This is a genomic window from Mucilaginibacter tolerans, assembly GCF_030519375.1.
Classification (GTDB): domain Bacteria; phylum Bacteroidota; class Bacteroidia; order Sphingobacteriales; family Sphingobacteriaceae; genus Mucilaginibacter.
Genome location: NZ_JAUMKB010000013.1, coordinates 48219 through 68687, shown reverse-complemented (window position 1 = coordinate 68687; position 20469 = coordinate 48219). Strand labels below are relative to the sequence as shown.

Annotated in this window: 12 protein-coding genes; 11 read left to right on the top strand and 1 reads right to left on the bottom strand. The window is 44.2% G+C overall.

Features of this window, described 5'->3' with window-relative positions:
* Positions 1 to 5 precede the first annotated feature (5 nt).
* The 11 genes from Q3A68_RS17485 to Q3A68_RS17435 all read left to right on the top strand — a co-directional run bounded on the left by Q3A68_RS17485 (position 6) and on the right by Q3A68_RS17435 (position 16000).
* Complete coding sequence (locus Q3A68_RS17485) at positions 6 to 1280, top strand: efflux RND transporter permease subunit (RefSeq protein WP_302902408.1); 1275 nt, start codon at positions 6 to 8, stop codon at positions 1278 to 1280.
* A complete protein-coding gene (locus Q3A68_RS17480) occupies positions 1277 to 3172 on the top strand; it encodes an efflux RND transporter permease subunit (RefSeq protein ID WP_302902407.1) in 1896 nt (631 codons plus the stop codon). Before Q3A68_RS17485 ends, Q3A68_RS17480 begins: the two co-directional genes overlap by 4 nt.
* Entirely contained in the window at positions 3169 to 4395 is a 1227-nt protein-coding gene (locus tag Q3A68_RS17475; protein WP_302902406.1) for a TolC family protein, read from the top strand. The genes Q3A68_RS17480 and Q3A68_RS17475 overlap by 4 nt, the downstream gene beginning before the upstream one ends.
* Positions 4370 to 5635, top strand: coding sequence for a heavy metal-binding domain-containing protein (locus tag Q3A68_RS17470; protein WP_302902405.1), 1266 nt, complete (start codon positions 4370 to 4372; stop codon positions 5633 to 5635). Before Q3A68_RS17475 ends, Q3A68_RS17470 begins: the two co-directional genes overlap by 26 nt.
* Positions 5628 to 6842 (top strand): efflux RND transporter periplasmic adaptor subunit, encoded by a 1215-nt coding sequence (locus Q3A68_RS17465; RefSeq protein ID WP_302902404.1) that lies wholly within the window; start codon positions 5628 to 5630, stop codon positions 6840 to 6842. Before Q3A68_RS17470 ends, Q3A68_RS17465 begins: the two co-directional genes overlap by 8 nt.
* Positions 6843 to 7235: 393 nt before the next feature.
* The gene (locus Q3A68_RS17460; protein WP_302902403.1) at positions 7236 to 7985 is read left to right on the top strand and encodes a hypothetical protein; all 750 of its coding nucleotides are present in this window, start codon (positions 7236 to 7238) and stop codon (positions 7983 to 7985) included.
* A gap of 51 nt (positions 7986 to 8036) precedes the next feature.
* On the top strand, positions 8037 to 9485 hold the full coding sequence (locus Q3A68_RS17455; RefSeq protein ID WP_302902402.1) for a family 43 glycosylhydrolase: 1449 nt from the start codon (positions 8037 to 8039) through the stop codon (positions 9483 to 9485).
* 66 nt (positions 9486 to 9551) lie between these two features.
* Complete coding sequence (locus Q3A68_RS17450; RefSeq protein WP_302902401.1) at positions 9552 to 10673, top strand: alpha/beta hydrolase-fold protein; 1122 nt, start codon at positions 9552 to 9554, stop codon at positions 10671 to 10673.
* A gap of 66 nt (positions 10674 to 10739) precedes the next feature.
* On the top strand, positions 10740 to 12740 hold the full coding sequence (locus Q3A68_RS17445; protein ID WP_302902400.1) for an alpha-L-arabinofuranosidase C-terminal domain-containing protein: 2001 nt from the start codon (positions 10740 to 10742) through the stop codon (positions 12738 to 12740).
* Between the two features lie 134 nt (positions 12741 to 12874).
* Entirely contained in the window at positions 12875 to 14449 is a 1575-nt protein-coding gene (locus tag Q3A68_RS17440) for a glycoside hydrolase family 43 protein (RefSeq protein WP_302902399.1), read from the top strand.
* 210 nt (positions 14450 to 14659) lie between these two features.
* The gene (locus tag Q3A68_RS17435) at positions 14660 to 16000 is read left to right on the top strand and encodes a family 43 glycosylhydrolase (RefSeq protein ID WP_302902398.1); all 1341 of its coding nucleotides are present in this window, start codon (positions 14660 to 14662) and stop codon (positions 15998 to 16000) included.
* A gap of 153 nt (positions 16001 to 16153) precedes the next feature.
* On the opposite strand, the gene Q3A68_RS17430 is transcribed toward Q3A68_RS17435, so the two are convergent.
* Positions 16154 to 20329, bottom strand: a complete 4176-nt coding sequence (locus Q3A68_RS17430) for a hybrid sensor histidine kinase/response regulator transcription factor (protein ID WP_302902397.1) — start codon at positions 20327 to 20329, stop codon at positions 16154 to 16156.
* Positions 20330 to 20469: the final 140 nt, after the last annotated feature.

Sequence of the window (20469 nt, the reverse complement as noted above, 5' to 3'; positions counted from 1 at the left end):
TTAAGATGATTAATAAACTTATTTCGCTTTCACTCAAGAACCGCTACATCGTACTGCTGATCGCTGTGAGTCTGTTCGCCTGGGGCGCTTACGCGGTCAATCAAAATCCTATTGACGCTATTCCCGATCTGTCAGATAACCAGGTAATTGTATTTACGGAATGGCAGGGCCGCAGTCCGCAGATTATGGAAGACCAGGTAACCTACCCGCTAGTGAGCAATCTCCAGGGCATCCCCAAAGTGAAAGCCATACGGGCCACATCTATGTTCGGGATGAGCTTTGTTTATATCATATTTGAGGATAAAGCTGACATCTACTGGGCGCGCAGCCGGGTGCTGGAACGTCTGAATTATGCGCAGCGCTTGCTACCGCAGGGCATTACACCAACACTGGGACCGGATGGTACCGGTGTGGGGCATATCCTCTGGTACACATTGGATGCTAAAGGAATCAACCTTGGTGAACAAAGGGCACTGCAGGATTGGTACGTAAAACTTGGTTTGCAAACCGTTCCCGGCGTTAGTGAGGTCGCTTCTTTTGGCGGTTTTGAAAAGCAATACCAGGTAAATATCGACCCACATAAGCTCAACTATTATAATATTCCCCTTTCGCAGGTACTCAAAGCCATCAAAAGCAATAACAACGATGTTGGTGGGCGCAAATTTGAAATGAACGGTACAGGCTACATTGTGCGCGGACTGGGCTATATCAAAACGATACATGATGTGGAGAACATTCCGGTTGGTGTAATCAAAACCATTCCGGTAGCCATCAAAGATATTGCCACCGTGCAAATGGGCGGCGATGAGCGCTTGGGCATCTTTGACCGCAATGGCGACGGCGAAGCCGTTGGAGGTATCGTGGTGATGCGTTATGGCGAGAATGCGGACCAGGTGATCCAATCGGTAAAGGCTAAAATGGCTGATATTCAGAAAGGCTTACCGGCAGGCGTAAGCTTCAATATCGCTTATGACCGCAGCGAACTGATCGAGAATGCTATAGGTTCAGTGAAACATACCTTGATCGAGGAAATGATCGTGGTGTCGCTTATTGTGATCTTGTTCCTGTTCAGCTGGCGAAGCGCTTTAAGTATCATTATCCAGATACCCATTACCATCGCGGCAAGTTTTATTCTGCTCAATGCATTCGGTATCAGTTCCAATATCATGTCCCTAACCGGGATTGCCTTAGCTATCGGTGTAATCGTAGATAACGGCATCGTGATGGTCGAGAACGCGCACCGCAACCTATCCATAGCTCAACAAAAAGAAAAATCATGACCACTATAGAAAGAATTAAGATTGTTGAACAATCCTGCAAACAGGTTGGCCGAGGCGTGTTTTTCTCCACAGTTATTATTGTGGCCTCATTTCTGCCGGTGTTCCTTTTATCCGGGCAGGAAGGCAAATTGTTCGGCCCATTGGCCTGGACGAAAACTTTTATACTTGGCATCGATGCGATACTGGCTGTTACGCTGGCTCCCGTGCTTATATCATTTTTCCTGAAAGGCAAACTCCGGACAGACGACTATAACCCGTTGAACCGGGGGCTGGAAAGTATTTACAAGCCTGTATTGGATTGGTGTATCAAATGGCGTAAGACCACTTTGGCCATTAATATCATTGCGCTGATCGTCAGTATACCATTGCTTCTTTCATTAGGCAGCGAGTTTATGCCGCCGCTGGATGAAGGCACGATCCTGTTTATGCCGGTTACGCAGCCTGATGTTTCCAATGCACAAGCCAAACAGCTCTTGCAGGTTCAGGATAAGATTATTAAAAGCGTTCCTGAAGTGGCCAACGTACTGGGCAAGGCCGGCCGGGCGAATACTGCTACAGATAATTCGCCCATTAGTATGACAGAAACGATCATCCTGTTAAAACCAAAAGACCAGTGGCGCAAGGGTATTAAAAAAGAGGACATCATTAACGAACTGAATGCCAAACTGCAAATTCCCGGTGTGGTGAACGGCTGGACACAACCGATCATTAATCGCATCAATATGCTATCAACCGGTATCCGTACCGATGTGGGCCTAAAGATATACGGGCAAAGCTTGGATACGATCAATGTACTGGCAACGCAAATGAAACAGGCACTGCAGGGTTTAAATGGAGTAAAAGATCTGTATGTCGACCCTATCACAGGGGGCAAATACCTGGACATCCAGGTAAATAAGGACGCCATCGGGCGTTATGGCCTGAGTGTGGATGATGTGAACGAAGTAGTGGAAAGCGCGTTAGGCGGAATGAATTTAACAACGACCGTGGAGGGTCGGCAGCGGTTCAGCGTAAATGCCCGGCTTGCCCAGGACTATCGCAACAACCTCGAAGCCATCAAACGAACCTTGGTGCAAACCATGAATTATGGGCCGATTCCGCTATCATCAGTAGCTGACATTAAGATCAGTGATGGCCCGGCAATGATCCAGTCGGAGAATGCCTTATTACGGGGAACAGTGTTGTTCAATGTGCGTGACCGCGACCTGGGAAGTACAGTTAAAGAAGCGCAGGACAGGTTAAATGGCCTGGTAAAAATCCTACCCAAAGGCTATTATATCGAATGGAGCGGCCAGTACGAAAACCTGATCCGGGCTGAGCGCACTTTGAAACTGATTCTACCCATTGTATTGGTCATCATTTTCGCCTGTTTATATTTTGCATTTCATTCTATCAGAGAAGCTTTTTTTAGCTTGATCAGTATCCCGTTCGCTTTGATCGGCGGGGCCTATATGGTTTATTTTTTTGGCGTTCACTTATCAGTTGCAGTTGCGGTTGGTTTTATTGCGCTATTTGGCATTGCTGTGGAGACAGGTATCGTGATGGTTATTTACCTGAACGATGCGATGCAGCAATTGGTAGCACTGAAAGGTAACTCCAAAGAAACGATCAGTAGAGAAGACCTGCGGACATATATAATGAACGGTGCGGTAAAACGCTTACGCCCAAAACTGATGACTGTTTGCGTGGCCTTATTCGGTTTAGTACCTGTGCTATGGGCCAGCGGAACCGGTAGCGACGTGATGCGGCCGATTGTCCTGCCGATGATCGGAGGGGTATTAACTTCTTCTACACATATTTTACTGGTTACACCATTGATCTTTTTAATGGTTAAGGAATACGAACTTAAAAAGCACGGCAAGCTGGATATACAGGAGGTAAAGGAATCATGAAAGCGAAACAACAAATCATCACCATAATATTAATTTGTATAACAGTCGTTGTACGCGCACAAACCTTGCCGCTGGACAGCGTGCTGGCCAGAGTTGCCACAAACCCGGCTTTGCAGGCTTATGATGCAAAAGCCAGGGCACAGGATGCTTATGCTACCGGTGCCAAAAGCCTCGATGCGCCGAAACTTAGCGCCGGGCAATACCAGGTGCCTTACCAGTTCAACCCTAACGGAGGCTCGTTCATGATCCAGGCGGAGCAGATGTTCACCAACCCAGCAAAGCTGCGGGCAAAGGAAGATTATTTGAAGGGTCAATCAAAAGTCACCTCGGCGGATAAAGACTACCTTAAAAACCAACTGTTCTCGCAGGCCAAACAGTATTATTACCAGCGCGTGGTACTGGAAAAAAAGCTCGCGCTATTGCAACAAACGCAAAGTCTCCTGGAGTACACGCTGAAGGATGCCAACATCCGGCTGACTTATGGCAAGGAAAGGCTGCCCAATATTTACAAAGCCAAAGCTGAACTATTTGAACTCGACAATACGCGTGAAGAACTCCATAATCAGATCAGCCAAAAGAACATCCTGCTCAACACGCTGATGAACCGGGACAAAGCTGCACCATTGGCAGTGGATACCGCTATTTCATTGAAGGACTATCAAGCCACAATTACCGATACAGCAGTTTTGGCGAACGACCGAAGCGATATCAAGGGCATTAACCGGAATATCGACCTCCAACGATTAAACGCCAAAATGGAATACAGCAAGCGTAAACCGGATTTTGGTGTGCAAGCAGCGCATATGATCAGTTATGCCGGTTATCCTAACCAGTACATCCTCATGGCGTCCGTTACTATACCCATCGTGCCCTGGGCCTCAAAAGAATATAAGGCCAATTTGAAAGGCATCCGTTACGAAACGGAAGAATTGCAGCAGAAAAAAGAAGATATTCTTAACCAGGCGGCTGGCGTGCTGGCCGGTATCATAGCAGACTTGAGCAGCAAAAAAAGGCAGCTCGATAATTATCAGAAAAACATTATCCCAGCCTTGCAGAACAGCTATAAAACGGCTTTACAGGCTTACGATCAGAACACCGGCGATCTGCCCTCAGTGCTCATCAGCATCAAAGATTTGCAAACAGCAAGAATGACAGCATTGGACCGCATGCAGGAACTATTAACACTACAGGTAGCTTATGAAAAGGAAATTGAAAGTCATTAAGATAATTTTATCCTGCGTTTTGTTAGGCGTACTGCTTGCCGCGTGTACGAACGATAAAAAGCAACAAGTTAAAACGCAGGCGAAAACTGAGGTTAAATACACTTGCCCAATGCACCCACAAGTACTCGAAGATCACCCCGGCAGCTGCCCGATATGCGGCATGACATTAGTCAAAAAATCGGGTCAAGCCAGCGAAGGTGCGGGCATCAGCTTAAATACAGTTTTAGAGCCTGTTAACTCGTCGGCTATCTCATCTGTTAAAGCAGTTACGCCGCGACAGGAAGAAGTTCCTATCGCCATTTCGGCTGAAGGCTACCTGGACTTTGATACACGGACGTTTAACAATATCGCGTCGCGCTTTTCCGGACGTATAGAAAAACTGTATGTTAAGTATGCCTTCCAGGAAATCCATCGCGGGCAGCGGATATTTGATATTTACAGCCCCGAGCTCGTTACTGATCAGCAGGATTTGATCTATCTTATCAAAAACTCGCCCGCCGAAGCTGGTTTAATCAACGCGGCCAAACAGAAACTACTGTTATTGGGGATGACTGGTACGCAAGTTGAACAGATCGTCCGAACAGGTAAAGCCTTTTACAGTCTTCCTGTATATAGCCCATACGAAGGCCATGTACACGACGTGGCGCACAGTCAAATGTCCGAAGGGCAGCCGACAAGCAGTCCAACTAATTTTACCGGGACTGTCCCTTTAGCTGTTAAAGAAGGCATGTACGCCGAAAAAGGGCAGACGCTATTTAACGTCGTCGATCCTCATACGCTTTGGGCAATCATAAAGATCGATCATTCATCTGTTGCTGCTATAAAACTACATCAACCGGTTAAGCTGACAATTCCAGACGAACCGGGCAAAACTATAATCGGCCGGGTAGATTTTATCGAGCCAATGTTACAGAACGGTGATAAGGTCACAAGTGTCCGTGTTTATCTGCATAACATGAATCATGAATTGAAAGTGGGCGGTCTGGTGAAGGCTGAAATAGAAACCGGAAGCAAGAGTGGCCTTTGGATACCGCGTACAGCAGTAGTTGATTTAGGGAAAACCAGGATCGTTTGGCTAAAGGCCGGTGCTGCATATCACGCTTATCAGGTGCAAACCGGTGTTGAACGTAGCGATGAAATACAAATAACAAAAGGGCTAACTGCAGCTGATAGCATCGCGGTAAATGCGCAATATTTATCGGATAGTGAAAGCTTTATAAAAACACAAGGAAATGAATAGCATTAAAATAGCACTAGGGTTGCTCGTTCTGTTAGGGATTGCGGCTTGTAAATCAAAGCCACAACAGCAGGCAATTGTAAAACAACAGGCAAAGGCCTATTACACTTGTTCCATGCACCCTCAGGTACATGAGGAGAATCCCGGAAATTGCCCGGTTTGCGCCATGAAGCTGATTAAGGTTGAGCTTACGGGAAACGATGCAATGAGCAGTAATAAAATTATGCTGACAGCAGCACAAATCCAGTTGGCAGGTATTCAAACCGATACCATACGCGAAGAAAACACAGGTGTGCAAAAAACGCTGACGGGTACGGTAACAACAGATGAAAATAAGACCGGGGAATTAAGCGCAAGAGTTGCCGGTCGTATACAGCAATTGTTTATACGTACTGTCGGCGAGAAAATCACCGTAGGCCAACCGGTTTTCACCATTTACAGCGAAGATTTGCAGGAAGCAGAAAAGGAATATCTGCTGGCTAAGCAGCAACAAAAAGTATTGCATAACCCGGATGTCGATTACCTGCAGCTTATCAGCGCCGCAGAAAATAAATTACAGCTGTGGGGCCTAACTACCGAGCAAATCAGGCGGTTAGCCGAATCGGGGAAAGCGCAAGCAACCACAACGATATTAAGTAAAGTTAGCGGCACAGTCAGTGACATAGCAGTTCATGAGGGAGATTATGTTACTGAAGGGGCAACCATTTTAAAAACGCAGGCATTAAACAGCCTTTGGGTGGAGGCACAATTGTACTCTGGTGAAGCGGCACGTTATCATGTATATGATAAGGTAAGTGTGGCATTTCCCGATCTGAACGGACAGGTGATCAACGGCAAAATTGAGTTTATTAACCCGGAATTATCGGATCAGTCCAAGGTGGATTTGATAAGAGTTAGCATTCCAAATCCGCAAGGGCTGGTTCGCCCAGGGATGTTGGCCTATATCTCCATTGGTTCGGACGGTGATCGTACTCTGGCAGTGCCAGCCTCTGCTGTCCTGACCGACGGCAAGGGCAGCGTTGCATGGGTTAAGAATGGAGACGGCAGCTTTTCGCCAAAAATGATCACAGTCGGCACGGGAAATCAAAGCTATTTACAGGTTATTTCAGGATTAAAGCCGGGCGAAATCGTGGTAGTAAACGGTGTCTACTTGCTAAATAGCGAAGCGATATTTAAGAATGGGAACAGTATGGCGGGCATGAAGATGTAAACATAAAGGGTTGTTTTGAAATAAGGAAGCCCCACAGACATGCGAGGCTTCCTGCTCTTCTGGCCGAACGAAACTCGAATCGGCTGATAGAAAATTTGAAGTTCTTAAGTGGTCTCAAGGTAGCTTAATACAGTCGCCCGATTCCTCTGGCAACTCAATGAATCACTCAGCCCCAATCGACTAAACTCGAACCGCTTTATAGATGGCCTACGGCCGATGCTCAATACGCGATGGAAAACCCTTCACAACCTTGTTCTTATGTAGTAGCATGAACAAAAGTTGACTTTTATTGCTGAATAGTGTCATTAAGTACTTTTCTGAAGACATAGTTTTGGGTTAATAGTTGTCGCAACCCTTTTTCTCATCAAAACTCATTTAAGTTAAAGTATTTATATGTGTATTAAACGCTATGCATTATTATTAGCAGCCGGCTTTGTAATTTTGGGTGCCTTGAGGTCGCAAGCACAGAGGCCGCAGCAACAGTCCGTCATTTCCGGAGGCAGGATCGATAAAATAACGGACAACGATACCCTACGAACTATCGCCCCTTTTTTTATCCCGGCAACTACATCAAAAAAGACCCCTAATCCTGACGGGTTTATTCAGCGCTGGTTACTGTTAGAGCCGATAAACAAATCTGTACGTACCAACCTCGTTTTTACGGACAACTACCTCCATACACAATTCGACACCGCGTATTTTCCAAACCAGTTTACAGCTATCCCTAAAGATAAGGAAAAAGTAAAAGTTGGCGATCAGGAATTAGTATGGCATGCATTGGAGAGCCCGAATTTCAACGTCAAATTATTTCGTTTTGCCTACGGGTTAAGGAAACATACCTATTCAGTATTGTTTTGGGCAGTAACGATAGTCAATAGTCCGCGGGAAATAAAAAATGTGCGATTGGCCGTAGGGTCAAATGGAGGATCATCGTGGTGGCTAAATGGAAAAGAAGCAGTGGTGCTTGACGGGGACAGACGCATGGTAATGGATGATTGTGTCTCGACCCGCTTGACCCTCAACAAGGGGAAAAATATAATACGGGGCGCAGTAATCAATGGACCCGGGCTCAGTGATTTTTGTGTCCGCCTGCTTGATGAAAAAGGGGAACCGGTAAAAGATCTCACTATCAGTCTACAATAAATTAGTTGATCATCCCATTTAACATCAAATTTTTATAGCTATTGAGTTACTATGAAATTAATAATTAAGGTAATAAGCACTATAGCATTATTTTCAATATGGTTGGCTGGAAAGTCGATTGCGCAGGTTGGCAAACCATTTATACACGACCCTTCCACTATTGCAGAATGTGATGGAAAGTATTACACATTCGGAACATTTGGAGGCGGGTTAATATCAGAAGACGGTTGGACCTGGAATGGCGGCGCAGAACGACCCGGCGGAGGGGCCGCCCCCGATGTGTTAAAAATAGGCGATCGCTATCTTGTTGTTTATGGCGCAACCGGCGGTGGCCTGGCGGGTGGGCATAATGGAAAAATATTGACCATGTGGAATAAAACGCTTGATCCCAAGTCGCCGGATTTTAAATATTCGGAGGCTATTGAAGTTGCCTCTTCCGATGGTATTGAGGATAATGATGCGATAGATCCGGGGCTTCTTCTGGATCCTACCGATGGAAAGTTATGGCTATCCTACGGTACGTATTGGGGTTATATCCGTCTTGTGGAGCTTGATCCTAAAACGGGTAAACGTGTAGAAGGCAATAAAGCATTAAATATAGCCATCGATTGCGAGGCCACAGATTTGATATACCGGGATGGATGGTACTATCTGCTTGGAACACATGGGACATGCTGTGACGGCCCAAACTCAACCTATAACATTGTTGTTGGGCGCTCCAGAAAAGTAACCGGCCCATACCTTGATAATATGGGCAGAGAAATGTTGAAGGGGGGTGGCAAATTGGTAGTCGCAGCTGGTGACAGGCTGATTGGGCCAGGACATTTTGGACGTATAGTGCTTGACGAGGGCGTTGAAAAAATGTCTTGCCATTACGAGGCAGATTTGGATCAAAGTGGGCGTAGCGTTTTGGGCATCCGCCCATTGTTATGGAAAAATGGATGGCCTGTTGCAGGTGACAACTTCAAAGAAGGAACTTACGAGATTGAGTCTGAGCGAAGGGGGTACGCACTGGAATTAGGCGTTGATTTTGTAAGAATGCCAGGTGGGATGCGATTTAACCGTAATAATGATGAACCGGTAAAACCTGTGCCCTCTCAAGAGTTAGCAGATGTAATTAAAACCTGGCCCACCGGAAACATTGGTGTTAACTTAGGAGATTTTATGTCCCGTCCTCATCAAAAATGGACAATTTCACCAGTTCCTAATGCAGGGGGGTACATGGGCGGTCCATATTATAAAATAGTAATTGCCGGAACAGACCGTGCACTAGCAGCAACAGCGGAAGCCGAACTCATAACAGTTACAACATTTACAGGCGCGCCAGAACAATTATGGCGAATCGATCAGTTGACTGATGGAACTTACAGGATTATGCCAAAAGCGGTCCCAAACTCGAAGGAGCAGTACGCTTTAGTGTCATCTGGAGACAGCACACCTACACTCGCCAAATTTGACATGAATAGCGATAATTCCAAGTGGAACTTTAGGGTTCACTAGGTTATTTATTGAGAGGAATTACAATCAGGACAATGCAATGATCATTGACACTTATACTATCAAAAAATGAATTTAAAATCTTTAACTATTGCACTAGCTGCCACACTGGCGGTTAGCCTTTGCGAGGCACAGACAAGCACTGAAAAGATCAAAGAAGATTTCCAGGCGTCTACCCTTAACCAGCCCGGGCAGGATTATCCCCGGGTAAATTCGCAAGGCTATGTACGTTTTCGCATAAAAGCACCTAAAGCGGACAGCATACGGGTTACCTTAGGCCTGGGTGGAAGAGGAGGTACTAAACTTACCAAAGACACCGGCGGATATTTTACGGGCACAACAGAAGGCCCAATGGATGAAGGCTTCCATTACTATCATTTGATAGTTGATGGAGGGGTATTTAATGACCCGGGCACATTGAATTATTACGGTTCAACCCGTTGGGAAAGCGGTATCGAGATACCAGCTCACGACCAGGATTTTTATGCCTTAAAGGATGTTCCGCATGGAAATGTCCAGCAGATCTTATTTCCTTCAAAGAGCACGAATACCCAACGTAGAGCATTCGTATACACCCCTGGGGATTATGGAAAAAACAAATCAAAAAAATATCCTGTGCTGTACCTGCAGCACGGCTGGGGCGAAGATGAAACCGCCTGGAGTAATCAGGGGCATGCCAATTTGATAATGGATAACCTAATTGCGGAAGGCAAGATAAAACCGTTCATCATCGTGATGACCTATGGCATGACCAATGATATAAAACCTGGTGGTTTAAGGAATTTCAAGATAGATGCATTTGAAACCGTATTGACAGATGAATTAGTGCCTTATGTGGATGCCAATTTCCAAACCATTGCAGACAAGGCGCACCGCGCAATGGCCGGCCTCTCAATGGGGGGTATGGAAACGCATTTAATTACACTTGCAAAGCCAGAAGAATTTGCCTATTTCGCCTTGCTGAGCGGAGGAGTTTATACCCCTGCTGAACTGAAAGACAAACCTAATGCAAAACTCATTTTTATAAGTTGTGGCAGCAAGGAAAACCCTACAAGAGTGAATGATGCTGTTGCCGCATTAAAAGATGCCGGTTATAATGCTGTGTCCTTCGTTTCCGCCAATACGGCGCATGAGTTTCTAACCTGGCGTCGTAGTCTAAAAGAACTTGCGCCATTATTGTTCAAAGATTAAAACGCTTGTGTCACTCATATTAATTCAACACCTTTATTGTATCAAAAAAAAACCCAAATTATACCAATGCTAAAATCAATAACTACTTTCTTATATGCTGTTTTAATATATGCCATGTTTACCGGAAATTTCGCCTCAGCACAACAGGCTACAAAATTAACGCTTCGGTTAGACCAATCCGTAACTGCACTGAGCCCTGTATTATACGGACTGATGACTGAAGAAATCAATTACTCTTATGATGGCGGAATTTATGCCGAATTAATACGCAACCGTATTTTTAAAGATAATTACAAGAATCCTGATCATTGGAGTTTAGTAAAGAATGTAACTGACTCATCCGCCATAGTATTAGATAATAAGCATCCGGTAAATGAAGCTTTAACTGAGTGCCTAAGATTTAACCTGGCTACAGAAGGCAAAAATACAGGATTGGCAAACGATGGATTTTGGGGAATACCTGTTTTTCCCGCTACTAATTATAGAGGCAGTTTTTATGCCATGACCGATGGCAATAACCCGGGGCCGATCACCGTAAGTATCGAATCGACCGACGGCAAAACCACCTTTGCAACAGCAAACATCGCCGGTGTTAGCGGCAATTGGAAAAAGTTCACCTTTAACCTTACCTCCACTGCATCCGTTACGTCGACTGCGGATACGCGTTTCGTTATCAGACCTTCAGTCAAGGGAAGCTATTGGTTCACACTTGTCTCTTTGTTCCCGCCCACCTACCTGAATACCCCTAATGGCAACAGGCGCGATATTATGCAACTGCTGGCTTCAATGAGCCCTAAGTTTTTAAGATTGCCCGGCGGTAATTATCTAGAAGGTAACATGTTTTCCACCAGGTATAATTGGAAAAACACGTTAGGACCAATTGACAACAGACCCGGCCACCAGGGCACCTGGGGGTACCGATCATCTGACGGAATGGGATTACTGGAATATCTAAAATGGTGCGAGGATTTAAAAATGGAACCATTACTTGCCGTTTTTGCGGGGTATACATTAAATCGTGACTTCGTGGAAGCCGGTCCATTCCTGAAACCTTATGTTGATGATGCGCTGGAGGAAATAGAGTATGTAACAGGCGACACCACTACCAGATACGGGAAACTACGCGCCCGCGATGGGCACCCCGCTCCTTTTCCCTTACACTATGTTGAAATTGGAAATGAAGACGGCTTTGATATGTCTGGCAGCTACGACGGAAGGTTTGCTCAGTTCTATGATGCGATCCGTAGTAAATATCCAACGCTGCAAATCATTTCAACCACTGGCGGTAAAGACTTTTTGGGTCAGCGATTTCCACTTACCAAACGCGTTCCTGATATAATTGATGAACATTATTATAGAAATGCGTTCGAGATGGAAAGCGATGCCTATCATTATGACAACTACGATAGAAACGGACCAAAGATATTTGTTGGCGAGTGGGCAACCCGGGAAGGCAAGCCAACACCAAATTTCAACTCGGCACTTGGTGATGCTGCCTGGATGACGGGAATGGAACGAAATTCGGATATCGTAGTTATGTCGTGCTCGGCGCCATTGTTTGTAAACGTTAACCCTGGCGGTATGCAATGGGAATCGGATTTAATAGGCTATAATACCTTAACCAGCTATGGGTCACCGTCGTATTACGCACAGCAAATGTTTAGCAATTACCATGGTGATAAGGTCGTTAATATGATTGGCGAGGGCATCCCTGTTCAAGTGCAAAAGTTGAATCATAAGGATAGTTTAAATAAAGTTACCCCGAAAACTTACCCTTCCTTGTTTTATGTAACCACCCGCGATTCAAAAACCGGCAGATTGTACGTTAAAGTTGTTAATGCAGGTGATGCTGCAAAGGACGTAACGTTAGATATACAAGGAGTACCATCGGTAAAAAGTAGCGGAAAAATAGTTGTTATGAAAGCCGATAAACCGGAAGATACGAACACGATAACTGAACCCGATAAAATTAAACCGATCGTATTATCTTATAAAACATTTAAGAAAAACTTTTCATATAACTTCCCAAAATATTCGATCACCCTGCTGCAAATTGATACCCAATAACTACGGAAGTGCTATTTAAGACGACCTTAAACTTTACACGTATTAAGCGAGGGTATCAGCAAATATTCATTATTTGCTGATACCCTCGCTTTTATCGGCAGGGGGCTAAACTATCTCAACAACAGAAAAAGCTTATGAGAATTTTAAACAAACTTGTTTTTGGAATTACGTTTTTGTGTTTGTCGATACTTCGATCCTTTGCACAGACGGCTCATAATCCGATTATTTATGCAGATGTGCCGGATATGTCAATAATCAGGGTAGGTGATACTTATTATATGAGTAGCACTACCATGCATATGAGTCCGGGTGTGCCAATAATGAAATCTAAGGATCTCGTTAATTGGAAAATTGTGAGCTACGCATATGATATTTTAGATGATACCGATGACTTGAACTTAAATAATGGTCAAAGCAGCTATGGAAAAGGTTCGTGGGCAAGCAGCCTGCGTTACCATAATGGCATTTACTATGTATCTACATTTGCGGGCAATACCGGCAAAACTTACATTTATACCACCCGTGATATTGAAAAAGGCCCCTGGAAGGCTTTATCCTTTAAACCAAGTCTGCACGATCATTCATTGTTTTTTGATGATGATGGCAAGGTCTATATGATTTATGGGAGCGGGCGGATAATGTTAGCTCAATTGAAGAATGACCTCTCAGGAATAGATACCGACACAAAGCCGCGGGTTTTGATTGAGAACGCCAGTTTGGTTGCAGGGCCGAATTTAGGATTACCGGCAGAGGGCTCCCAGATGTTCAAAATCAATGGGAAATATTATCTTTTCAATATCTCATGGCCACGTGGCGGAATGCGAAGTGTCCTTATTCATCGTGCAGATAATATTACAGGACCTTACGAAGGCCGACTGGCCTTACAGGACAAAGGCGTAGCCCAGGGGGGCTTGATAAATACACCAAATGACCAATGGTTTGCCTATCTTTTTCGCGATTTTGGTTCCGTAGGGCGTGTGCCTTATCTGGTTCCGGTAAAGTGGGAAGATGGTTGGCCTATATTGGGCATAGATCATCAAGCCCCCGATTCTATCGCATTACCGGCAAACAAATCACTGATGCCGGGTATTGTTTCTTCGGATGATTTTAGCCGCAAGCCCGGGGATCGTGATTTACCCCTGGTTTGGCAATGGAACCATAACCCTGTCAAGCAATTATGGTCCGTCAGACAGCGTAGAGGATACCTTAGGTTAATTACAGGACGACTCGATACAACTTTAGTGGCAGCCAGAAATATACTTACGCAACGCACTTTCGGTCCGGAATGCTCAGCCATTACAGCCATCGATGTATCTGGGCTTAAAGAAGGCGACCACGCCGGCCTTGCATTGCTACAACAAAAATTTGGATGGGTGGGCGTGAAAGTTGAGAATGGCAATAAGTTTATCGTTATGGTAAACGCACAGGGCACCTTACCGGTAACGTCAGCAAGTATTCCGTTGACCCGAAAGCTGGTATATTTAAAGGCAGTGTGTGATTTTAAAGACCGGACCGACAAAGCATATTTTTATTACAGCCTTGACGGAAGCAATTGGGTACCGATCGGCTCAATGCTACAAATGGCTTACACACTCCCGCACTTTATGGGCTATCGGTTTGGCCTTTTTAATTATGCCACCAAAGCTACAGGAGGCTATGCCGACTTCGATTTTTTCCGGCTAATCAATAACATATCATCGCACCATTAATACTTTAAGGTCCTCATTTAAAGCTGCCATTCTCTCTAAACAAGTAAAAGCGTCGTTATATACCTATTTGTAGACGCCAGTGTTGCAATTGAATTGATCAGTGTTATTATAAACCTGGCAATCATTTTACCTTGCGCCATCGCCGGTTTCAAACGGCAGATCATAGTTTGCCGATTTTTCCTGATAAATAGCCTAAGAACAATTAAAAAGATGAAATATTTTAAACAATACCTGATGTTAATGGGCTCGATCTTATGTGTCCATTATTCAATGGCACAAAATCCCTTAATAATGACCCAGTTCACCGCCGACCCATCGGCGCGCGTTTTCAATGGCAAGGTATATCTCTATCCCTCACATGATATCCTGGCAAGGCCCGGACACGGCAAGGTTGGATGGTTTTGTATGCAGGACTATCATGTATTTTCATCATCTAACCTAACAGATTGGACCGACCACGGTGTAATTGTAAGCCAAAACAAGGTGCCATGGGTCGACTCGGCAGCCTATAGCATGTGGGCACCCGATTGTATTGAGCGGGCCGGAAAATATTATTTCTATTTCCCAACCATCGCAAAAGCAGGCGGCACGAGGGGGTTTTCAGTCGGTGTTGCAATAGCTGATGAACCGCACGGACCTTTTGTTCCCCAACCATTCCCGATAGAAGGCATTCATGGTATAGATCCGAATGTGCAAATTGATAAGGATGGGCAGGCATATATCTACTGGGCCCAGGGAAACCTGTACGGCGCAAAACTTAAAGCAAATATGCTCGAGCTGGCCTCCGAACCGGTAAAACTTGAGGGCTTTCCTGATAAAGGCTTAAAAGAAGGACCTTACTTGTTCGAACGGAAAGGTATTTACTATATGACCTATCCGCACGTGGCTGATAAAATAGAACGGCTTGAATACGCAATGTCAGATAGTCCGTTGGGACCTTTTAAATACGCCGGGGTGCTTATGGACGAATCCGCTTCGGGCTGCTGGACAAATCATCAGTCGGTCATCGAGTTCAAAAATCAATGGTACTTATTTTATCATAATGATGACTTATCGCCAAACTTTGATAAAAACCGGGCGGTAAGGGCCGATAGTTTGTTTTTTAATGAAAACGGTACTATTCGCAAGGTTATTCCCACCTTCCGAGGGGTTGGGTTATCCAATGCATCAAAAAAAATAAAGATCGACAGGTTTAGTGCCAAAAGTGCGGATGGCGTAGAGATAGCGTTTCTCGACACGCTAAACAAATTCAAGGGCTGGAAAACCATTTTCAATAAAGCGGATTCATGGGTAAAATACAACAGCGTATTTTTTGGCAAAAAAACAATAAGGCACATTGATATCAATGCCCGTTCCGCTACCGGAGGGACTTTATTAATAAGTGCTGAAGACGCACCGGGGAAAATTATAGGGGAAATAAATATACCCAAGAGGAATAATTGGAGCGTAGTTAAAAAAGCAATCTTATCGCCACCGACCGGCGTTAAAAACCTCGTTGTACGATTAAAAGGCGGTGGCGATGTGGAAGTTGACTGGATAAGTTTCGAATAAACTGCGTCTGCCCAAAGTAAAGACAGTGCATTTCAGAAAAAGTATAGCGGCTATTTAAAACAACCAGCTCTCCCACACATTTCCCATGCTTTCATTCGCGCAGATCAGGTTACCTGTCTAATAACGAATTAAACACATCCCCTACAATACCTCTTATGCCACTACACTGTTTTTTTCCATCTTTCTGTATTCGGAAGGGAGCATATTAAATTTATCTTTAAACGAACGGGAAAAGTAGTGAGGCGTGGCGAAACCTGCTTCGTAAGCTATTTGTGAAACGGTAAGATCACTCTTCAGAAGCAATATCGCGGCCCGGTCGAGCTTATACGATCTGATAAACTCAACGGGAGGAAGACCTGTAAGCTCAAATATTTTTGTGTAAAGGGCTCCCCGGCTCATAGACAAATGTTGACTCAGATCAACAACAGAAAATTTTGGATTATTTAAGTTGTTATCTATGTAGTTGATCACCTTGATTAAGAATTTTTCCCTGCTCGATTCAACCTCTACGTCAGGGTGGACAACTTTTAATTGCTTGCTGTAGGTATTCTTGAGCGCGGTGTTAAGTTGTAATAAATTTTTGATTTTGACATTTAAAATCTCGAAATTAAAGGGTTTTGTCAGATAATCGTTTGCACCCGATTCAAGTCCTAATAGCTGTTCATCTTCGCGCGTGCGGGCGGTAAGCATTATAAATGGAATGTGGCTGGTACGTTTATCCGCTTTGATTTTTCTACTCAGCGTTATGCCATTCATATGTGGCATGGTTATATCGCTAATGATTAAATCGGGGTGGCATGAGAGCGCTTTATCCCAACCTTCTTCACCGTTCGATGCCTCAACAATTTTATATTGGGTTTTTAAATTATCCTTTATGTAATAGCGGAACTCATCGTTATCTTCCACAATAAGCAGTACAGGTATTTCCGTAACAACCGGGTTATTATTTCTTTTTAAATAGGTATCTTTTTCCTTAACAGGTGTTTTGGCTGGCAGGAGAACTTTGATCGAATTATCAGCAAAAATCTCAAGAGGAAGTAACACCGTGAAAACGGTGCCTTTCCCAATTTCACTTTCAACCGAAATGCTGCCATCATGCATTTCAACGAATTCTTTCGTGATTGATAGACCGATTCCGCTTCCCGGGTTTACATTTCCGACAACGGCATCCCCTGTTTGATAAAACCGTTTGAATATTAAGTGTTTTCTATCCGGATCAATACCGATACCAGTATCACTTACTTTAAATTCCAGCACAATTTTATCGGCGCTGGAGGTAGGATGTTGAGCGATATCTACAGAAACCACCCCTCCGGGTAATGTAAATTTGAAAGCATTGGAAAGGAGGTTAAATAAAATACGCTCCACTTTGTCGTGATCAAAGCGTACGAACGATTTCTCCTGTGGTGCGTTAAATTCAAGGGCAATGTTTCGCGACTCTGACAAGTCATGAAAGGAATCTATGACGCCGCAGATAAACGAAATTATCTCACCTTCTGCCAGGCTAAGCCTTAATTCTTGTTCCTCTAATTTCCTGAAATCTAAAAGTTGGTTTACCAAATTCAATAGCCGCCGGGCATTTCGACGTATTACTGCCAATTGGCTCGTTGTCTGCTCGTCTTTATGCTCTGCTAGTAGCTTGTCTGCAGGGGCCATGATAAGCGAAATTGGGGTTCGGAATTCATGACTCAGGTTGGTAAGAAATTTAATTTTAAGCATATCAAGCTCATGTAGCTGTTCCGCCTCCCTTCTTTCCTGTTCCAGTGCAAGCTTGGCTTTCAATTTCTTAATACCCCTATAACGGATGAGCAGCAGTGCACCCACGGCTATCAGCGAATAAAACAAGTAGGCGTACCACGTCATCCATATCGGCGGATGAATTATGATGCGGATTTGTGTCCCGGAGTTGTTCCATATTCCATCGTTGTTACAAGCCCGCACCATAAACAGGTATTCGCCAGGATCTAGATTCGTATAATACGCTGTTGTCGCTGAACCTACATAATTCCAATTTTTATTAAACGATTTAAGGATGTAGGCGTATTTGTTCTGCTGGGGAAGCGTAAAATTAATTGCAGAATAGCTGATTGAGAAATTTTGCTTATAATCTAGGTCGATCTGCTTAGCTACCGAAATATCTTGTTTAAGTGCCGAACGATTGCCCGCCTTTACAACGGTATTGTTTACTTTTAGGGCGGTAAGGAATACGGGAGGAACGTTGCCATTTCGTTTTACTTCCTGCTGTGGGTCTATATAATTAAAGCCCTCAGCCCCACCGAAAAAAAGCAGGCCTTTGGTTGACCGGAGGCCAGATCCATCGATAAATGCATCATTTTGCAGACCATTGCAAGTGGAATACTGAGTGAATTTTTTTGACGCCGGGTTAAATTTGCATATTCCTTTACCGGTACTTAACCAAATATTTCCACTATTATCTTCCAGCAGCTTATGCACTACTCCGTCTGGTAGATTTTCTGACGAGGAATAATTAACTAATTTTTTTTGGCTGGAATTAAAGCAAAATAACCCATTGCCGGGAGTGCCAATCCACATATTGCCACTACGGTCTTCCAGGAGTGAAAATGCGCGATCGATCGCCATTCCGGTATTTTTATTATTGTATAACCGAAACTTTTGGCTTGTAGGGTTTAAAACTGCTATTCCACCACCATAGGTGCCGATCCATATGTTTCCCTCATGGTCCTCTTCAATAGCCCTGATGAAACCATTTACAGGCAACTGTCTTTCACCGGCAGAAACCGGGGCCGGTACGTATTTCAAAAATGTTTTTGTATTAGGATCAAACACATTTACTCCGCCGCCATTGGTGCCGATCCAAATTTTCCCCTTGCTATCCTCTTTAAAGCAGAAAATTTCGTTCTGATTTATGTGGGAAATATCTTTTCCTGCATTTAATTGTTTACACTGGCCTGTTTTCGTGTTATAAATAAATAGGCCATATTGGAAAGTGCCAATCCAAAGCTGCTGGTTTCGGTCAAGCATCATACTTAGTATCGGAAGACCAGCCGAATTATTTTTTTCTTTCGTCTTGATGGCAATATGGCTGAATAAACCGCTTTTTATATGAAAAAGATTCAGGCCCCCACCGTCCGTGCCTACGTATATATCGCCGTCCTTGTTCTCTGCGAACGACGAAACGAATGGTGCGTTTAGCCCGGCTGGGTCGTAGGCATTATTTTGCTTTGAGTTAAATAAGGTAAGGTTTTTGTCATACTTATCCACTCCCCCCTGATAGGTGCCAATCCAATAAATGCCTTCGGGATCATTATAAATGCAGCGGATAGATTTGCTGCTTACGCTGAATTTATTCCTGTCGTCATGATCATAGCGCTTTACCTTTCCTGACATCGGATCTACAATATTTAGTCCACCCTCAGTACCTACCCAAATATCATCACCGCTTGCAGCTATACTATAAATAAGGTTGCCGCTGAGTGTATTATTATCGTTGGCGCTATACTTAAAATTTCGGAAGGTCTTTAGATCCGGCGACAGGCTGCTAAGTCCATCGTTAGTGCCTATCCACAGTCGGTTTTGGCATTCGGCTATGGTATTGACGCCGTCATTTGGGATGCTTGAAGAGTTATTGTCTTCATGCCGGAAGGAAATGAAACTGTTTGATTTCTCATTATAAAGACGCAGACCTTTATCTGTTCCAATCCACATTCGTTGTTGGCTATCCCTGAAAATAGATAATATAATACCTGACTGGAGCTGTCCGGGTTTGTGTTCGCCGGGCGCATAAAATACTTCCCTTTTTGTCTTAGGGTCGAGTACGCACAAACCTGCCAGCGTCCCAATCCAAAGCCGGCCATGTTTATCACCATAGATGGTTTTAATATAGCTGCTTGTGAGATATTTATAAGCGGAACTCTCCGGGTAAGTTTGAAACTGGTCGTGAGAACGGTCGAAAAAAAACAATCCGCCGCCCATCGTACCAACCCAAAGTTGCCCTGTGCCGTCCTCGTACATGCTTGTAACTTCCTTAGAGCTATAGCCTGATTTATCTGCCGGATCAAAACGGTATGTTTTATGTTCTATACCGTCAAATCTGTCAAGGCCGTCTGCTGTTGCAAACCATAAAAATCCGCAATGATCTTTGATGATCGCATTAACAGTATTCGAGAGCAGACCGTCGCGGGAAGTCAGTACAGTAAATCGTATTGTCTGGCCACGGCACTCGGTGGTAATACCGAATGATACCATTAATACCATGAAAAACAGTCGTGTAACCGTAGCTCGCCTGAGTGGTCGTGGGTAATTTAACGTGCCAGATGCCATTACTTTTTTTAAAAATTGTATAGTCATTCCTCTTATCGGAAGATAATTATGCTAATAATTTAGTTTTCGAAAACGAGGGGTTTATATTGGTATTACTTCCGGCTAATCGTTTAGCAGAAGCTTCACAACGTAAATCTAAACATAAATTTAAAAAAAGCAATCGATTG